The organism is Naasia sp. SYSU D00057, from assembly GCF_017916505.1.
In the GTDB taxonomy this organism is placed as follows: Bacteria; Actinomycetota; Actinomycetes; order Actinomycetales; family Microbacteriaceae; genus Naasia.
Window position 1 is genome coordinate 291,695 of the sequence record NZ_JAFMSZ010000002.1, and the last position, 16,835, is coordinate 308,529.

General features: G+C 70.6%; 16 protein-coding genes and 1 tRNA gene. 5 read left to right on the forward strand and 12 right to left on the reverse strand.

What is annotated here, in order from left to right; genetic code table 11:
- Window position 1 precedes the first annotated feature (1 nt).
- The 5 genes from J3P36_RS08665 to J3P36_RS08685 all read right to left on the reverse strand — a co-directional run bounded on the left by J3P36_RS08665 (window position 2) and on the right by J3P36_RS08685 (window position 3,928).
- Window positions 2-670, reverse strand: a complete 669-nt coding sequence (locus J3P36_RS08665) for a methionine ABC transporter permease (RefSeq protein WP_210507185.1) — start codon at window positions 668-670, stop codon at window positions 2-4.
- Window positions 667-1,698 (reverse strand): methionine ABC transporter ATP-binding protein, encoded by a 1,032-nt coding sequence (locus J3P36_RS08670; RefSeq protein WP_246854476.1) that lies wholly within the window; start codon window positions 1,696-1,698, stop codon window positions 667-669. Before J3P36_RS08670 ends, J3P36_RS08665 begins: the two co-directional genes overlap by 4 nt.
- Window positions 1,695-2,552, reverse strand: a complete 858-nt coding sequence (locus tag J3P36_RS08675; RefSeq protein WP_210507189.1) for a MetQ/NlpA family ABC transporter substrate-binding protein — start codon at window positions 2,550-2,552, stop codon at window positions 1,695-1,697. The genes J3P36_RS08670 and J3P36_RS08675 overlap by 4 nt, the downstream gene beginning before the upstream one ends.
- Window positions 2,553-2,829: 277 nt before the next feature.
- Window positions 2,830-2,902, reverse strand: a tRNA-Thr gene (locus J3P36_RS08680).
- A 108-nt stretch (window positions 2,903-3,010) separates the two neighbouring features.
- Window positions 3,011-3,928, reverse strand: a complete 918-nt coding sequence (locus J3P36_RS08685) for a thioredoxin domain-containing protein (RefSeq protein WP_210507191.1) — start codon at window positions 3,926-3,928, stop codon at window positions 3,011-3,013.
- 252 nt (window positions 3,929-4,180) lie between these two features.
- Here J3P36_RS08685 and J3P36_RS08690 point away from each other — a divergent pair, with 252 nt between their 5' ends.
- Complete coding sequence (locus J3P36_RS08690) at window positions 4,181-5,281, forward strand: ABC transporter ATP-binding protein (protein WP_210507193.1); 1,101 nt, start codon at window positions 4,181-4,183, stop codon at window positions 5,279-5,281.
- A gap of 67 nt (window positions 5,282-5,348) precedes the next feature.
- Entirely contained in the window at window positions 5,349-6,650 is a 1,302-nt protein-coding gene (locus J3P36_RS08695) for a DUF4032 domain-containing protein (protein ID WP_210507195.1), read from the forward strand.
- Window positions 6,651-6,759: 109 nt separating this feature from the next.
- On the opposite strand, the gene rlmB is transcribed toward J3P36_RS08695, so the two are convergent.
- The 4 genes from rlmB to J3P36_RS08715 are packed head-to-tail and all read right to left on the reverse strand — an operon-like array spanning window position 6,760 to window position 10,826.
- Window positions 6,760-7,752 (reverse strand): 23S rRNA (guanosine(2251)-2'-O)-methyltransferase RlmB, encoded by a 993-nt coding sequence (rlmB, locus tag J3P36_RS08700; protein WP_210507197.1) that lies wholly within the window; start codon window positions 7,750-7,752, stop codon window positions 6,760-6,762.
- Entirely contained in the window at window positions 7,745-9,175 is a 1,431-nt protein-coding gene (cysS, locus tag J3P36_RS08705; RefSeq protein ID WP_210507199.1) for a cysteine--tRNA ligase, read from the reverse strand. Before cysS ends, rlmB begins: the two co-directional genes overlap by 8 nt.
- 4 nt (window positions 9,176-9,179) lie before the next feature.
- Window positions 9,180-10,334, reverse strand: a complete 1,155-nt coding sequence (gene ispD, locus J3P36_RS08710) for a 2-C-methyl-D-erythritol 4-phosphate cytidylyltransferase (protein ID WP_307807010.1) — start codon at window positions 10,332-10,334, stop codon at window positions 9,180-9,182.
- A 9-nt stretch (window positions 10,335-10,343) separates the two neighbouring features.
- Window positions 10,344-10,826 (reverse strand): CarD family transcriptional regulator, encoded by a 483-nt coding sequence (locus J3P36_RS08715; protein WP_210507201.1) that lies wholly within the window; start codon window positions 10,824-10,826, stop codon window positions 10,344-10,346.
- A gap of 170 nt (window positions 10,827-10,996) precedes the next feature.
- Here J3P36_RS08715 and J3P36_RS08720 point away from each other — a divergent pair, with 170 nt between their 5' ends.
- Window positions 10,997-11,605, forward strand: a complete 609-nt coding sequence (locus J3P36_RS08720; RefSeq protein WP_210507203.1) for a DNA modification methylase — start codon at window positions 10,997-10,999, stop codon at window positions 11,603-11,605.
- A gap of 214 nt (window positions 11,606-11,819) precedes the next feature.
- On the opposite strand, the gene J3P36_RS08725 is transcribed toward J3P36_RS08720, so the two are convergent.
- Entirely contained in the window at window positions 11,820-12,509 is a 690-nt protein-coding gene (locus tag J3P36_RS08725) for a response regulator transcription factor (protein WP_210507205.1), read from the reverse strand.
- Window positions 12,506-13,663, reverse strand: coding sequence for a cell wall metabolism sensor histidine kinase WalK (locus J3P36_RS08730; RefSeq protein ID WP_210507206.1), 1,158 nt, complete (start codon window positions 13,661-13,663; stop codon window positions 12,506-12,508). Before J3P36_RS08730 ends, J3P36_RS08725 begins: the two co-directional genes overlap by 4 nt.
- 155 nt (window positions 13,664-13,818) lie before the next feature.
- Between J3P36_RS08730 and phoU the strand changes: the two genes are divergently transcribed.
- Entirely contained in the window at window positions 13,819-14,469 is a 651-nt protein-coding gene (gene phoU / locus J3P36_RS08735) for a phosphate signaling complex protein PhoU (RefSeq protein WP_210507208.1), read from the forward strand.
- 782 nt (window positions 14,470-15,251) lie between these two features.
- On the opposite strand, the gene J3P36_RS08740 is transcribed toward phoU, so the two are convergent.
- Entirely contained in the window at window positions 15,252-16,007 is a 756-nt protein-coding gene (locus J3P36_RS08740) for a phosphoglyceromutase (protein ID WP_210507210.1), read from the reverse strand.
- A 19-nt stretch (window positions 16,008-16,026) separates the two neighbouring features.
- Between J3P36_RS08740 and J3P36_RS08745 the strand changes: the two genes are divergently transcribed.
- On the forward strand, window positions 16,027-16,815 hold the full coding sequence (locus tag J3P36_RS08745; protein WP_210507212.1) for a trans-aconitate 2-methyltransferase: 789 nt from the start codon (window positions 16,027-16,029) through the stop codon (window positions 16,813-16,815).
- Window positions 16,816-16,835: the final 20 nt, after the last annotated feature.

Here is a 16,835-nt window from a genome sequence, read left to right on the forward strand (position 1 = left end):
CCTACCGCCTCCGGTAGCGCCGCGCCAGCCGCGTGCCGATGAGCTGGAGACCCTGGACCAGGAGGATGAGCGTCACGACGGTGAGGATCATCGCGAACCCGTCGTACCGCTGATAGCCGTACGACAGGGCGAGGTCACCGATGCCGCCCGCCCCGACGGTCCCCGCCATCGCGGTCGCGTCGAGGAGCCCGACGGAGGCGATCGTCACGGCGAGGATCAGCGACCCGCGCGCCTCCGGCAGCAGGAAGCGCCAGAAGATCTGCATCGGCGATGCCCCCATGGCGCGCGCCGCCTCGATCACCCCGCTCGGGACCTCAAGGAGGGAGTTCTCGACGAGACGGCCGATGTACGGCGCGATCATCACCGTCAGGGGCACGATCGCCGCCCAGACCCCGATGCTCGTCCCCACCAGCAGGCGGGTGAAGGGCAGGATGGCGACGAGCAGGATGATGAACGGCAGCGAGCGCACGATGTTGACCATCGTCGCCAGCACGAGGCTCAGCGGGCGGTTCTCCAGGACGCCGCCCGGCCGGGTGAGCGCGAGGACCGCGCCGATCACGATGCCGAGGAGGGACCCCAGCACGAGGGCGACCCCCAGCATCTGCAGCGTCTCGGCGAGCGCGTCGCCGAACAGGTCGGGAGTGATGAGGGTCCACCGGTCGTCGTTCATGCCGCGACCTCCTCGAGATGCACGACCCGCTCAGCGAGGAAGGCCCGCGCCGCCGCGACCCGGTCGCCGGGGCCGGTGACCTTCACGATCATCTGTCCCACGGTGTGGTCCTGGATCTCCGTCATGTCGGCGTGCAGCATGTTGACGCCGACGCCGATGCGGGTGATGAGGTCCGAGATGAGCGGCTGCGTCACCTCGTCGTCCACCATGAGCAGCCGCCACAGGCCCTCGCCCCCGAGATGGGCCACGACCCGGTCGGGCAGTCCCTGCGGCACGACGGTCGTGACGAAGTCGCGGGCGATCGAGGTCTGCGGACGCAGGAAGGTGTCGAGGACCGGACCCTGCTCGACGACTGCGCCGTCCGCCATGACCGCGACCTCGCGAGCGAGGTCCTTGATGACATCCATCTCGTGGGTGACCACGAGGATGGTGGTCCCGTACTCCCGGTTGACGTTCCGGAGCAGCTCGATGATCTGGGCAGTGGTCGTGGGATCGAGGGCGCTCGTCGCCTCGTCGGCGAGGAGGATCTTCGGGTTCCGGGCGAGGGCGCGCGCGATGCCGACCCGCTGCTTCTGGCCCCCGGAGAGCTCCCCGGGGTAGCTGTCCGCCTTCGCGCCAAGCCCCACGAAGTCGAGCACCTCGTCGGCCCGCGCGCGCGCAGCGGACGCGCCGACCCCGTCGAGCCGCAGCGGCATCGCGACGTTGTCGCGGACCCGGACTGTCTCGAGCAGGTTGAACTGCTGGAAGATCATGCCGGTCCGCTTCTGGGCCTCCCGCAGGCGGGCCCCCCGGAGGGCGGCGATGTCGATGCCGTCGACGATCACCCGTCCGGAGGTGGGCTTCTCGAGGCCGTTGACCATTCGGATCAGGGTGGACTTGCCGGCACCGCTGTACCCGATCACACCGAAGATCGTCCCCGGAGCGATCTCGAGCCGGACATCGCGAAGGGCCGCCGTCGCGGCGGCCCCTCGCTGGAACGACTTCGAGACGCCCTCGAAGAGGATCCGACCCTCGCTCGGAGCGGTCAATTGAACCATTCGGGGAGGTTGTAGCCGTCGTACTGCGAGTCCGACTCGATGTACTCGATGAACTCCGGCGACTGGTACGCCGCCTTGATCGCCTGCGCCCACTCGGAGTCCACGTCCTCCGCGCGCACGGTCACCACGTTGGAGAACTCGATGGGCTGGTCCTCGACCGCGAGCGCGTCCTCGTAGTCGAGGCCGCCCGCGACGATGAAGTTGCCCTGGATGGTCGCGTAGTCGACGTCCTGGAGTGCGGGCACCTGCTGGGCGTTCTCGATGGGAGTGATGTCCAGGTTGTGCGGGTTCGAGGTGATGATCGAGAGGTCCGCGGTGTTCGGGTCGTCGACGTCCTCGAAGTCGATCAGTCCGGCGTCGCGCAGGATGAGCAGACCGCGGTAGAGGTTGCTCGGGGAGTTCGGCACGGTGACGCTGGCGCCGTCCTTCACGTCGTCGAGCGACGTGGACTTTCCCCTGAACAGGGCCATCCGGGGGGTCGGGATCTGGACGAGCGCCTCGTTGTCGATCCCCTCCTGGCTGTTCACGAACTCGAGGTAGACCGGGTGCTGCATGATGTTGGCGTCGATCTCGCCGCTCGCGACGGCGGTGTTGACGACGATGCCGTCCGTGAAGTCCACCGACTCCACGCGGTATCCCTCCTCCTCGAGGATCGGGACGATGCCGCCCTCGAACATCTCGCGGTAGGGACCGGGGTTGAAGCCGACCTTGATGTCGGTCTTCGTGGCCGCGGCGCCCGAGGACGCCTCCGTCTCGGACGCGGACGAGCCGCCGCTGCAGGCGGTGGTGCCGAGAACGAGGGCGGCCGTGACGGCTCCCAGGAGTGCGGCGCGGGCGATCTTCATGCGGGCCTCTTTCGCTGTGGAACTGCTGCTGTGCGTGGACCGGCCATCCCGGCGCCACCTGGAGCAGGCTATTCAGGGGCGCGATGGCAGTCCGAGCGGGCCCGTCACAGGACGCAACACACCGCGGGGCGTCATTCGCCACCGTCGTGGTGTCGGGTGGTCGCGTCGTTGCCGGCATCGATCGGGACGATCTGACCATCCGCCTGACCGAGCCGGTCTCCACGTCCTACCGGTTCGCGTGACCCGCCGCTGCCCCGGTGCCGTCGGTGGATTTCTGAGCCGACTACGGGACTTGAACCCGTAACCGCCCGATTACAAGTCGGGTGCGCTACCAATTGCGCCAAGTCGGCCTGCGGGCTGCGCCCGCGGCACCCATCCTACGAGCGCCCGCCGAGCGACGCCGCGACGGTGGACCCCAGGCGCGGGCGCGAGGGGCGGCCCGGATCCGCCGGCGGCGGTCAGCCGGCGGGGGTCGGCGTCGGGGTCGGGGTCGGCGTCGGAGTCGGGGTGGCCGAGGGGGTCGCCGACTGCTGCAGCACGAAGGACGCGAACTCATCCGGGTCAGCGAGCGAGCCGGTGTACTGGCTGCCGTTGACGAGCACGGTCGGCGTGCCGGTCACCTTCTCCACGTCCGTGTTCGGCAGGGGGCCGTTGAGGGCGCGGTCGGTGGCGTCGGTCACCCACGAGTTGAAGGTCCCGTCGTTGATGCACTCCTCGATGCGGCCCGCCGAGCTGACGTCCGCCTGCGTGGTCAGGTCGATGAGGGTCGCGTCATCGAGGCCGGGGGTGTTCTCCTCCGGCTGGTTCTCGAACAGCAGCGCGTTGAAGGCGAAGAAGCTGTCGGGCGAGTAGTTCGCGACGCAGGCGGCCGCGTTCGCCGCGCGGGTCGAGTAGCGGGTGCCCTGGGAGTTGCTGTTGAGGATGGCGATCGGGTGGTACTCGATGGTCGCGCTGCCCTCGTTCACCCAGCTCTCGATCTGCTCCTGGTTGGTGGCCTCGAACTGGCCGCAGAAGGGGCAGAGGTAGTCGACGTAGACCTGGATGTCGACCACGTTCGCCGGGTTCGCCTCCGACGGCACGGGGTCCGAGTCGGCGGGCAGGGCCGGGGTCTCGACCGCGGCGAGCCCAGTGCCGATCTTGATGCCGTCGCTCGCCATGTTCGCGGGGCCGGGGCCCGCCGGGCGGATCGACGTGAAGATGATGAACGCCACGACCGCGACGATCGCGACCGCCGCGATGCCGATGCTCGAGAAGAGGATCGCCTTGTTGCGCCGCTCCCGCTTCCGCTGCTCCTCGCGCAGCTGGCGCGCCTTCTCACGGGCGGCCTCGCGGCGCTCGTTCTTCGACGGCCGTGCCGAACCTCCGGCGTTGGTCACAGGTGAACTCCTAGTGGTGGGCGCGCGAAACACACGCGAGATGCGCTCAGAATCGTAGGGGCTGACTCCTGGGAATGCTCAGAACGACGCCTGGGCGGCGAGTCCGCAGAGCCCGAGCGAGGGCCGCGAAGGGCCCGGGATGACGGGTCTCCGCAATCAATGCCATACTGGCGGCGGGTCGGCCGATGTTGGTCGACGTTTCCATCACTACGGATCGTCCGGCACGTACCTGCCGGTGAAGGAGAAACAACCATGGCAACTGTCACGTTCGACAACGCCACCCGGCTCTACCCGGGTTCCACCCGCCCCGCTGTCGACGCGCTCAACCTCGACATCGCCGACGGCGAGTTCCTCGTCCTCGTCGGCCCGTCGGGCTGTGGCAAGTCGACCTCGCTCCGCATGCTCGCGGGCCTCGAGGAGGTCAACTCGGGCAGCATCCTCATCGGCGACCGCAACGTCACGGACGTTCCGCCGAAGGACCGCGACATCGCGATGGTCTTCCAGAACTACGCGCTGTACCCGCACATGACGGTCGCCGAGAACATGGGCTTCGCCCTGAAGATCGCGGGCGTCGGCAAGGACGAGCGCGCCTCGCGCGTCCTCGAGGCCGCCAAGCTCCTCGACCTCGAGCCCTACCTGAACCGCAAGCCGAAGGCGCTCTCCGGTGGTCAGCGTCAGCGCGTCGCCATGGGCCGCGCCATCGTGCGCCAGCCGCAGGTGTTCCTCATGGACGAGCCGCTGTCGAACCTCGACGCCAAGCTCCGCGTCCAGACCCGCACGCAGATCGCGTCGCTGCAGCGTCGCCTCGGCGTCACCACGGTCTACGTCACGCACGACCAGACCGAGGCCCTGACGATGGGTGACCGCATCGCGGTCCTCAAGGACGGCGTCCTCCAGCAGGTCGGCACCCCGCGTGACCTGTACGAGATGCCCAACAACGTGTTCGTCGCCGGCTTCATCGGCAGCCCCGCCATGAACCTGTTCCCGGCGGACCTCGTCGAGGGCGGCGTCCGCTTCGGCACCGCACTCGTCCCGCTCGAGCGTGACGAGACGGCCGGCGCGCACGGCAGCCAGGTCACCATCGGTGTCCGCCCCGAGGACCTCGTCGTCACGGGCACCCGCGGTGAGGGCCTCCAGGTGGAGGTCGACCTCGTCGAGGAGCTCGGCGCCGACGGCTACCTCTACGGCCACTCCGAGGTGGAGGGTCGCCGCACGGACATCGTCGCGCGCGTCGACGGCCGCATCCACCCGAACGCCGGCGACATCGTCTACCTGACGCCGCAGCCCCGCCACCTCCACGTCTTCGACGTCGAGACCGGCGACCGGCTCTCGCACCGCGCCGTCGTCAGCTGACGAGACATCACCATCGAAGGGCCCGCTGCTTCTGAGCAGCGGGCCCTTCGCTTAAGCTTGGATACTCATGGCTAACCCCGGTTCCCTCAACATCACAGCGGCCATGGTCGATCCGGCCCTGCTCGACCTCCCCTGGGACCTTCCCCTCGAGGCCTGGCCCGACAAGAACATCGCGGCCCTGCCGAAGGGCATCTCGCGGCACCTCGTCCGCTTCGCGAACCTCTCCGGCTACGTCATCGCGGTCAAGGAGACCTCCGAGGACCTGGCCCGTCGCGAGTACGACATGCTGCGCACGCTGCAGAGGCTCGAGATCCCCTGCGTCGACCCGGTCGCCGTCATCTCCAACCGCACCGACGAGAACGGGCAGCCGCTCGACGCGGTGCTCGTCACGCGGCACCTCAAGTTCTCCCTCCCCTACCGCGCCCTGTTCTCGCAGGCGCTGCGCCCCGACACGGCCACCCGCCTCGTCGACGCGCTCGCACTGCTGCTGGTGCGGCTGCACATCATCGGCTTCTTCTGGGGCGATGTCTCGCTCTCGAACACGCTCTTCCGCCGCGACGCCGGCTCCTTCGCCGCGTACCTGGTCGACGCGGAGACCGGCAAGCTCTATCAGGGCGGACTCAGCAACGGCCAGCGCGAGAACGACCTCGAGGTCGCGCGCGTGAACATCGCCGGCGAGCTGATGGACCTCGAGGCGGGCGGCCGCACCGAGGAGGGCGTCGACCCGGTCGAGGTCAGCGAGCGGATCGTCGGCGTCTACCGGAAGCTCTGGAAGGAGCTCACCGGCTGGGAGGTGTTCCCGCGCGGCGAGCGGTGGCGCATCAACCAGCGCGTCGACCGGCTCAACGAGCTCGGCTTCGACATCGAGGAGCTCGCCATCAAGACGGACGAGACCGGCACGAACGTGCGCATCCAGCCGAAGGTCGTCGACGCGGGCCACCACTCGCGCCGCCTGCTGCGCCTCACCGGGATCGACGCGCAGGAGAACCAGGCCCGGCGCCTGCTCAACGACCTCGACTCCTACCGGGCCACCTTCGGCCGTGATGACCAGGACGAGGAGGCCGCCGCCCACGAGTGGGTGGCTCAGGTCTTCGAGCCCGTCGTGCGCGCAATCCCGAAGGACCTGAAGGGCAAGCTGGAGCCCGCCGAGGTGTTCCACCAGCTGCTCGAGCACCGCTGGTTCATGTCGCAGAAGCAGTCCCGCGACGTGCCCCTCGCCGAGGCCGTCGCCGCCTACATCGACGACATCCTGCGGCACCGCCGAGACGAGGCGACGATGATCAACCCGCCGACCGGCGTCCTCACCCTGCCGATGGCCGAGGCCGCGGAAGAGGAAGACGCCGACGACGACTGGCGCTCCAAGGTCTGATCCCGGGCGCGACCGCTCCGCTGCTCGCCGCGGGTGAAACGCACTCCTCGCGGGTGTCGTATCGCCCGCGGCGAGTGCGTTTCTCCCGCGCCGAGCGGGCGCCGCTGGGTCAGGAGGCGGCGGCGCGCTCCGCTCGGAGCTTCGCGATCTCGTAGAGGGCGACGCTCGCCGCGATGCCCGCGTTGAGCGACTCCGTCGACGCGGTGATCGGGATCGACACGACCGCGTCGCACGTCTCGGTGACGAGGCGGGACAGGCCCTTGCCCTCGCTGCCGACGACGACGACGAGCGGGCCGGAGGCGAGCTCGAGGCCGGGCAGCGAGGTGTCGCCGCCCGCGTCGAGGCCGATCACGAACAGGCCGCGCTCCTTCAGCGACTTGAGCGTCTGCGTGAGGTTCGACGCCATCGCGACGGGGATGCGGGCCGCGGCACCGGCGGACGTCTTCCACGCGGACGCGGTCACCCCGACGGACCGCCGCTGCGGCACCACGACCGCCTGGCCGCCGAACGCGGCGACGGACCGGAGGATCGCCCCCAGGTTGCGCGGATCGGTGATGCCGTCGACGGCCACGATGAGCGGCACCTCGCCGCGGTCCTCGATCTGATCGAGCAGCTCGATCGGGTGGGAGTACTCGTACGGCGGCACCTTGAGGGCGATGCCCTGGTGCACGGCGTCCTCACCGGTCAGCCGCTCGAGCTCGGGCCGGGTGATCTCGAGGAGGGGGATGTTGCGGCGGCCGGCGAGCGCGATCGCCTCGCGCACGCGGTCGTCCATCTCGATGCGCACCGCGACGTACAGGGCGGTCGCCGGGATCTTCGCCCGCAGCGCCTCGACGACCGAGTTGCGGCCGGAGACGACCTCGGACTCGTCGCTCGACTTCGGCTTGCGAGCCGGACGAGCGGTGTTCGGCCGCTGACCGGCGCGGGCGGCGGCCCGCTCGGCGGCCGCCTTGCGCTTGCCGGCGGGGTGGTAGGTGCGGTCCTCCGCCTTCGGCGTCGGCCCCTTGCCCTCGAGCGACTTGCGGCCGTGGCCGCCGGTGCCGACCTTCGGGCCCTTGCTCGTCTTGCGGACGGCGCCCGGCCGTCCCTTGCGCTCAGCCATCGATGCTCCAATGCGTGCCGCCCGGCGCGTCCTCGAGCGCGATGCCCGCCTCGGCCAGTTCGTTGCGAATGAGGTCCGCGCGGGCGAAGTCGCGCGTCGCGCGCGCCTCCTGCCGCTCGGTGAGGAGCCGCTCGACGAGGACGCGCAGCGCCCCCTCGGCGGCCGTGTCCCCTCCTCCGGACCACTGCGGGTCGGAGGGGTCGATGCCGAGGACGCGAACCATGGCCAGCACCTCGGCGCGGCGGTCCGCCGCCGTCTCCAGGCTCCCCTCGTCGAGCAGGGCGTTGCCGGCGCGCACCGTCTCGTGCAGCACCGCGAACGCTTCCGGCGTCGACAGGTCGTCGTCGAGCGCCTCGCCGAACGCCTGCGGCACGACGTCGGCGCGCTCGGCGGCGACTCCCGCCCGCTCGAGCTCGCGGGTGGAGCGCTCGAGGAAGGTGCGGATGCGGTCGTAGGCCGCCTCCGCCTCGCGCAGGGCGCCCTCGTGGTAGTCGAGGGTGGAGCGGTAGTGGGTCGACGAGAGGTAGTAGCGCACGACCACCGGCTCGGACTCGGCGAGGAACTCGGCCGCGTAGATCGAGTTGCCGAGCGACTTCGACATCTTCTGGCCCTCGACCGTGACGAGCCCGTTGTGCACCCAGTACTTGGCGAAGTCGTCGCCGGCGGCGGTGGACTGCGCGAGCTCGTTCTCGTGGTGCGGGAAGCGGAGGTCGAGGCCGCCGCCGTGGATGTCGAAGGCCGAGCCGAGGTAGCGCGCCGACATCGCGGAGCACTCGACGTGCCAGCCGGGCCGGCCCGCACCCCACGGCGACGGCCAGGACGCGGACTCCGGCTCGTCCTCCTTGCGGCCCTTCCAGAGGGCGAAGTCGCGGGGATCGCGCTTGCCGCGCGGATCCGCGTCGGCAGCCGCCACCATGTCGTCGAGCGACTGACGGGTGAGGGCGCCGTAGGCGGGCCAGCTCTTCGTGTCGAAGTAGACGTCACCGGAGCCGTCCGGCGCCGCGTAGGCGTGCCCCTTCTCGATCAGCCGGGCGATGAGGTCGAGCATCTGCTGGATGCTCGCGGTCGCCCGAGGCTCGTAGGTCGGCGGCAGCACGCCGAGGCGGGTGTACGCGGTCGTGAACTCGAGCTCGTACCGGTAGGCGAGCGCCCACCACTGCTCGCCCGCGGCGTCGCCGGGCTTCGCGGCGAACGCGAGGATCTTGTCGTCGATGTCGGTGACGTTGCGGATGAAGGTCACGCGGTGGCCGCGGTAGGTGAGCCAGCGCCGCCAGAGGTCGTACGCCAGCGCGGAGCGGAGGTGGCCGATGTGCGGCGACGACTGCACGGTGGGACCGCAGACGTACATGCCGACCTCGCCGGGGACGAGGGGCTCGAACTTCCGAAGCCGGGCCTCGAGGGAGTCGTAGAGTCGCAGAGCCACGCAGCTAGCTTAGGGATCGCACGGCCGGACGGATGAGGGCGGTCGCGACGGCGGTGATGCCCTCGCCTCGGCCCGTGAAGCCGAGCCCGTCCGTCGTGGTGGCGGAGACGCTGACGGGAGCGCCGACGACGGCGGTGAGCGCGGCCTGCGCCTCCTCCCGGCGGGCGGCGAACCGCGGCCGGTTGCCGACCAGCTGCACCGCGACGTTGACCGGCTCCCAGCCGGCCTCCGCGAGGATCGCGACGGCTCCCTCGAGGAACACGGTGCCGGAGGCGCCGGCATAGCGGGGGTCGTCGGTGCCGAAGCGCCCGCCGATGTCGCCCTGTCCGGCGGCGGAGAGCAGCGCGTCGCAGACGGCGTGCGCCACGGCGTCGCCGTCGCTGTGCCCGGCGAGGCCCTGCTCCCCCGGCCAGTCGAGCAGGGCGAGCCGCAGCGGTCCGTCGCCGCCGAAGGCATGCACGTCGATGCCGATGCCCGTGCGGGGTGCGGCCTCGGCCGCGAGGAGCAGCTCGGCGCGGCGCAGGTCGTTGGCCGTCGTCACCTTGAAGGCGAGCGGCGATCCGGGCACGACGTCGACCGGCAGCCCGGCCGCGGCGTACACGGCGGCGTCATCCGTGTGCTCCTCGGCCACCGAAGCGTACGCGGCCTCGAGCTCGGCGCGGGGGAACCCCTGCGGGGTCTGCACCGCGGCGAGAGCTGCGCGGTCGACCGTCTCCGCGATCGCGCCCGCCGCGTCGACGCGCTTGATGGTGTCGGCGACGGGCATGCCCGGAACGGCACCGCGCCCGCTCGACTCCACGGCCGCGACGACCCGGTCGAGCTGGCTCGACGGGGTGAGCGCGCGGGCCGCGTCGTGCACGAGGATCGTGCGCACGTCGGGATCGACGGCGGCGAGCCCCGCGAGCACCGACTGCTGCCGACTGGCGCCGCCCGCGACGACGGCGGCGCCCGCGAGGTGAGCGACCATCGCCCGCGAGGCATCCAGGTGCGTCGCCGGCGCGACGACGACCACCTGCGGCGCCGAACGCATGCCGCGCAGGCTATCCAGCGCGTGCGCGAGCATCGGCCGCCCCGCGAGCGGGACGAACGCCTTCGGCACGCCGAATCCCAGGCGGCTCCCCGCGCCGGCGGCGACGAGGATGACCGCGACCGAGGTCACGGCCGGGGACTAGGAGGCGAGGACCTCGTCGAGAACCGTGGACGCCTTGTCCTCGTCGGTCTTCTCGGCGAGAGCGAGCTCGGAGATCAGGATCTGACGCGCCTTGGCGAGCATGCGCTTCTCACCCGCCGACAGGCCGCGGTCCTGGTCGCGGCGCCACAGGTCGCGGACGACCTCGGACACCTTGATCACGTCGCCGGAGGCGAGCTTCTCGAGGTTCGCCTTGTAGCGGCGGGACCAGTTGGTGGGCTCCTCGGTGAACGGGGCGCGCAGCACCTCGAACACGCGGTCGAGGCCCTCCTTGCCGATCACGTCACGGACGCCGACGAGGTCGACGTTCTCCGCCGGCACCTCGATCGTCAGGTCGCCTTGAGTGACGTTCAGCTTGAGGTATACCTTCTCCTCACCCTTCACCATCCTCTTTTTGACCTCAGTGATGGTTGCAGCCCCGTGGTGGGGGTAAACGACAGTCTCTCCGACCTCGAAAAGCATGGGTGATGAGTCCTTTCGACCGGCGACAATTGTAGCACGGGGGGCGTTTCGCGGCCCGAGGGTCCTCAGGCGCCGGAAGGCGGTGCAGTAGGCTCGGGATCGCGGAGGACGCCCGGAGGCTGCCTGAGCGAGGCACCGGCACGCCGTCCTGTCCGCGGGAAGGGAAGACTGTGCTCAAGGTCCGCTCGGCGGTTTCCGCCCTGCTGGCGGCTGTGCTGGCTGTCGCGATCGCCGGCTGCTCGTTCACCAACGGCTCGATCATCCTCCCCCGCAAGTACGACCCCAGTGACGGCGTCGGTGCGGACATCGGCAAGCTCGACGTGCGCAACGCGCTCCTCATCAGCGAGGAGGGCGACCGCGGCAACCTCGTCGTCTCGGTGATCAACCCGACCGAGGACGAGCAGCCCCTCACCGTCCAGTACGAGAGCGCCACCGCCGGCCGCTCCACCGTCGACCTCACCATCCCCGCGAACTCGACCGTCACCTACGGCTGGGGCGACAGCGACCAGATCGTCTTCGAGGACATCGACACCATCCCGGGCGCCCTGTTCCCGGTCTACTTCCAGAGCGGCGACTCCGAGGGCGCCGACCTCCAGGTCCCCGTCCTCGACACGACGCTCGCCGAGTACAACAACCTGACGCCGAGCCCGAGCCCCACGCCCACGCCCACGCCGACCGCAGAGCCGGTTCCCGCGCCGACGCCCACCGAGGGCACCATCGACGAGGGCGACAACTCGGGTGAGGGCCAGCCGGGCGACTCCGTCGACACCGCGGAGTAGCCCCTCCTCCCCTCCTCCGGTTTGTGAGGGCGGCCGGTCCGCCCCTCGATCCCGGTGATTGAGGAGCCGGCCGCAGGTCGGCGTCTCGAGATCACGCGCGCCGGTCTTCGGACTCGCCATCGCTGGTTCGGTCCGCAGGTACGTCCTGTGATTTCGAGACGCGCGCTGCCCGCGCTCCTCAATCACCGGGGCGGACGCGCGGGCCGCACGTCGGTCAGACCGGCGGGACGTCCTCGATGCGGTAGCCGAGGCCGCGGACCGTCACGAGGAGCGACGGCTCCGACGGGTTCTGCTCGATCTTCGCCCGCAGGCGCTTGATGTGCACGTCGAGGGTCTTGGTGTCGCCGAAGTAGTCGGCGCCCCAGACACGGTCGATCAGCTGACCCCGGGTGAGCACCCGCCCCGCGTTGCGGAGCAGCAGCTCGAGCAGGTCGAATTCCTTCAGCGGCATGGGCACGGTGCCGCCGTCCACGGCGACGATGTGGCGCTCGACATCCATCTTGACCGGACCGACGTGCAGGACGTTCTGGATGTCCTCCGGCTCCGCCTGGCGGCGCAGGACCGCCCGGATGCGGGCGAGCAGCTCGCGGGTCGAGTAGGGCTTGGTGACGTAGTCGTCCGCCCCCAGCTCCAGCCCCACCACGATGTCCACCTCGGAGTCCTTCGCGGTCAGCATGATGATCGGCACCGACGAGCGGGAGCGGATCTCGCGACAGACCTCGGTGCCGGGGAGGCCCGGCAGCATCAGGTCGAGGAGCACCAGATCGACCCCGCCCGCACCGAACTCGGCGATCGCGGACGGCCCGTCCGCGGCCACCGTCACCTCGTAGCCCTCGCGCTCCAGCAGGAACGCGAGGGGCTCGCTGAGGGCCGGCTCGTCCTCGACGAGAAGGATGCGCGTCACGCTGACTCCAATCCGAGCGCTGCCGCTCGTGCCTCTGATGCCTCGGGGATGCGGATCGTGAACGTCGATCCCCGCCCGGGCTGCGACCACAGTCGCACCTCGCCGCCGTGGTTCTGCACGACGTGCTTGACAATGGCGAGCCCGAGACCGGAGCCCCCCGTGTTCCGCGACCGGGCACGGTCCACCCGGTAGAAGCGCTCGAAGACGCGCTCCCGGTCCTCCTCGGCGATCCCGATGCCCTGGTCGGTCACGGCGATCTCAACGAGTCCGTCCGCGACGCGCACCCCCACGCCGATTCGCCCGTGCTCGGGCGAGTACTGGATCGCGTTCGCGATCAGGTTGTGCACCGCCACGATGAGAAGCGCCTCGTCGCCGTACACCGCCGCGCGCTTCGCCCCGCCGCGCACCAGCTCGATCGAGCGGCCGGCGGCCGGCACCGAGTTCTGGTCGATCGCGCTCGCCACGACGTGGCCGATGTCGACCAGCTCGGGCGACTTCAGCGCATCCGCCGCCTGAAGGCGGGACAGCTCGATGATCTCCTGGGTGATCCGGCTGAGTCGGTGCGCCTCCGTGTCGAGCCGGGCGGCGAAGCGGCGCACGACGCCGGGGTCGTCCGCGGCCGAGTCGAGCGCCTCCGACAGCAGGGTGATCGCCCCGATCGGCGTCTTCAGCTCGTGGCTGATGTTCGCCACGAAGTCGCGCCGCACATCCTCGAGGCGCAGCGCCTCCGACCGGTCCTCCACCATGAGGAGCACGTACCGGACGCCCAGCCGGGCGCCGCGCGCCACCACCGTCAGGTTCGAGTCGCCGAACGGGCCCCGGGGCAGCAGCAGATCGCGCACCACCGGCTCGTCGCTACGGCGCACCTCCTCGACCACCTCGATGAGGGCGGGGTGGAGCAGCGCCCGCTGGTGCAGCAGGCCCAGCGCCGCGGCACCCGGAGAGTGCTTCACCACCGTGTTCGACGGGTCGAGCACCATGGCGGGCGAGCCGAGAGCGTCGAGCATCCCGTCGATACCGTCCGGCACGCTCTCGGACACCGCCTCCGCGGCATGGGAGCCGCGGCGCACCGACAGGGTGACGAGCAGCGTCAGCCCCGAGCCCACGACCAGCCCGAAGAGCATGGCCAGCGGCACCAGCCACGCGGATTGCATGATGCCTAGACTATGAGGGCCCCTCGCCTCCCCAACGCCACTGGGACCGTCCGGACGGCGCTAATTCCGAGAGGGTTCAGCGATACGGCACCTGCTGTTAACCTTCCCGCCGAAGACTGGCCGGTCGACGGCGGCGGGCGCCGGAGTAGGGAATCATGCGCGAAGTCTTCCAGCAGGAGCTCACCGAGGTGCGCGAGCGCCTCGTCACCATCGCCGAGCTCGTGGCCGCGTCCATCGAGCACGCGACCCGGGCCTTCAACGAGTCCGACGTCAGCCTCGCCGAGCAGGTCATCGCCGACGACGACCGCATCGACGAGCTCGCGCTCAGCCTCGACGAGCTGGCCATCAACATCCTGGCCCGCCAGCAGCCGGTCGCCCGCGACCTGCGCATCGTCGTGAGCGCCCTGCGGATCAGCGCCTCCCTCGAGCGGATGGGCGACCTCGCCTCGCACATCGCCCAGCTCGCCCGGTACCGGTTCCCCGACAAGGTCGTCCCGAAGAGCCTCCGCCCCACCTTCGCCGAGATGGGCCGGCTCGACGTCAGCATCGCGCGGAAGCTCGTCGAGCTGCTCCGCAGCCAGGACGTTCGCCTGGCCGAGGAGATCCGCAACGACGACGACAACGTCGACGAGCTGCACCTCGGCGTCTTCGACAAGGTGCTCGGCGAGACCTGGAAGGGCGCGGCCGTCGACACCGTCGACGCCACCCTCGCCTCCCGCTACCACGAGCGCTTCGCCGACCACGCCGTGTCCATCGCCAAGAAGGTCCAGTACCTCGCGACCGGCGATTGGGTGGTCTCGGCGTAGCCCTCGGCTCGCGTGAGCGGCCGTCCTCCGCCTGGCGAGGGCGGCCGCTCTGGGTCTCGGCTCCGGGCGCGTTCGCGTGAGGAGGGGGCGCCACCGCTGCTCAGACAGTTGCGCGCCAAGCATGGCGCGCAAAACTCGCCTCGGCGGCGCCCCCTCCTCACGCTCGCCTTCGGCATCGCTCGGACGGACTTCGCCAAGGCGCATTGGAGTCCGGTGGCTGCTCCCCCGCGGACTGCACCCGGGTGAGTGGCAATGGGTTCAGCAGGTGCGGAAGCGACTCAGCAGGTAGAACGGGCCCTGTTTTGCCTGCTGGAGGCCTTCGGCGCCTGCTGAAGGACTTCGGTTCCGGCTGAAGCGGTCGGCGGTCCCTGTCGGAGCAGGTCATCCCCGCTCCTGAGCGACGCACCCGACCGATGACGGCACCCCTCCGTCAGCCAGCGGACGGCACTGCCACTCCCTTCAGCAGGCACGGAGGCACCTCAGCAGTCAGAACCGGCCCTGTTTTGCCTGCTGAAGGCCTTCGGTTCCTGCTGAAGGACTTCGGTTCCTGCTGAAGCGGTCGGCGGTCCCTACCGGAGCAGGTCATCCCCGCTCCTGAGCGACGCGCCCGACTGATGACGGCACCCCTCCGTCAGCCAGCGGACGGCACTGCCACACCCTTCAGCAGGCACGGAGGCACCTCAGCAGGCAGAACCGGCCCTGTCTTGCCTGCTGGAGGCGCTCGGTGCCTGCTGAACGGCTCGGCTACCTGCTGGAGGGGCACGCCCCGCCGAAGGGCGGACCTACTTCTTGGTGCCCTGGGCCGCGACCGCGGCGGCGCCGGCGGCGGCGGCCTCCGGGTCGAGGTACTCGCCACCCGGGATGGTGGGCTTCAGGTTCTCGTCCAGCTTGTAGACGAGCGGGATGCCGGTCGGCAGGTTGAGATTCGCGATGTCCTCGTCCGAGATGCCGTCGAGGTGCTTCACCAGGGCGCGCAGCGAGTTGCCGTGCGCGGCCACCAGCACGGTGCGGCCGGCGCGCAGCTGCGGCTTGATCTCCACCTCCCAGTACGGGAGGAAGCGTGCGATGACGTCCTTCAGCGACTCCGTCTTCGGGTTGTCCGAGCCGATGTCCGCGTAGCGGGGGTCGTTCGACTGCGAGAACTCGTTGTCGTCCGAGATCTCGGGCGGCGGCACGTCGAACGAGCGGCGCCACGTCATGAACTGCTCCTGGCCGTACTGCTCGAGCGTCGCGGCCTTGTCCTTGCCCTGCAGGTCGCCGTAGTGGCGCTCGTTGAGCCGCCAGCTGCGCTTCGTCTCCAGCCAGAGCAGGTCCGCCTCCGACAGCGCGTAGTTCGCCGTCTGGATGGCCCGCGAGAGCAGGGAGGTGTAGACGACGTCGGGGGCGATGCCGGAGTCGCGCAGCAACTCGCCGGCGCGGATCGCCTCCTTCACCCCCGTCTCGGAGAGCCGGACGTCCACCCAGCCGGTGAAGAGTCCCTTCTCGTTCCACTCGCTGGAACCGTGGCGGAGCAGGACGAGCGTGTAGGGGGCTGCCATGTCCCCTACTTTATTAGTCATGCCGGAGGGCCGGATCACGAGGGGCACGACCGGCACCAACCGGCTCCGCCGCGTCGACCGCTGGATCGCCGCCTCCCCCGCCTTCCTCCGCACGGAGGCGCCTCTGGTCGTCGACCTCGGCTACGGCGCCGCGCACTGGACCGCCGCCGAGCTGCTCGACCGGCTGCGCAAGGTGCGCCCCGACACCCGCGTCGTCGGCATCGAGATCGACCCGGCCCGCGTCGCCGTCGCCGTGCCGCACTCCCGCCCCGGCCTCGAGTTCGTGCTCGGCGGCTTCGAGCTGCCCGTGCCCGGTGGGCGCGCACCCGACGTGGTGAGGGCGATGAACGTGCTCCGGCAGTACGACGAGGGCGAGGTCGCCGAGGTGTGGCGGCGGATGGCGTCCCGGCTCGCCCCCGGCGGCCTCCTCGTCGACGGGACCAGCAACGAGGTGGGGCGCATCGCGAGCTGGGTCGGCGTGACGGCCGCCGGACCGGAGACGCTGACCATCTCCCTGCGGCTCGCCGAGCTCGAGCAGCCCGGCATCGTCGCCGAGCGGCTGCCGAAGGCGCTCATCCACCGCAACGTGCCCGGCGAGCGCATCCACGCGCTGCTCACCGACCTCGACCGCTACTGGGCCCACACCGCCGGCTACGCGGAGTTCGGACCGGTGCAGCGGTGGACGGAGACCGTGGCCCGCCTGGCTGCCGCGGGCTGGACGGTGCGCACCCCGCCAAAGCGCGTCCGCCTCGGCGAGGTCACCGTCCCCTGGCCGGAGGTCGCGCCGACCGGCTTCGCCCGGAGTTAGCAGCCGGTCCCTGCGGTCGC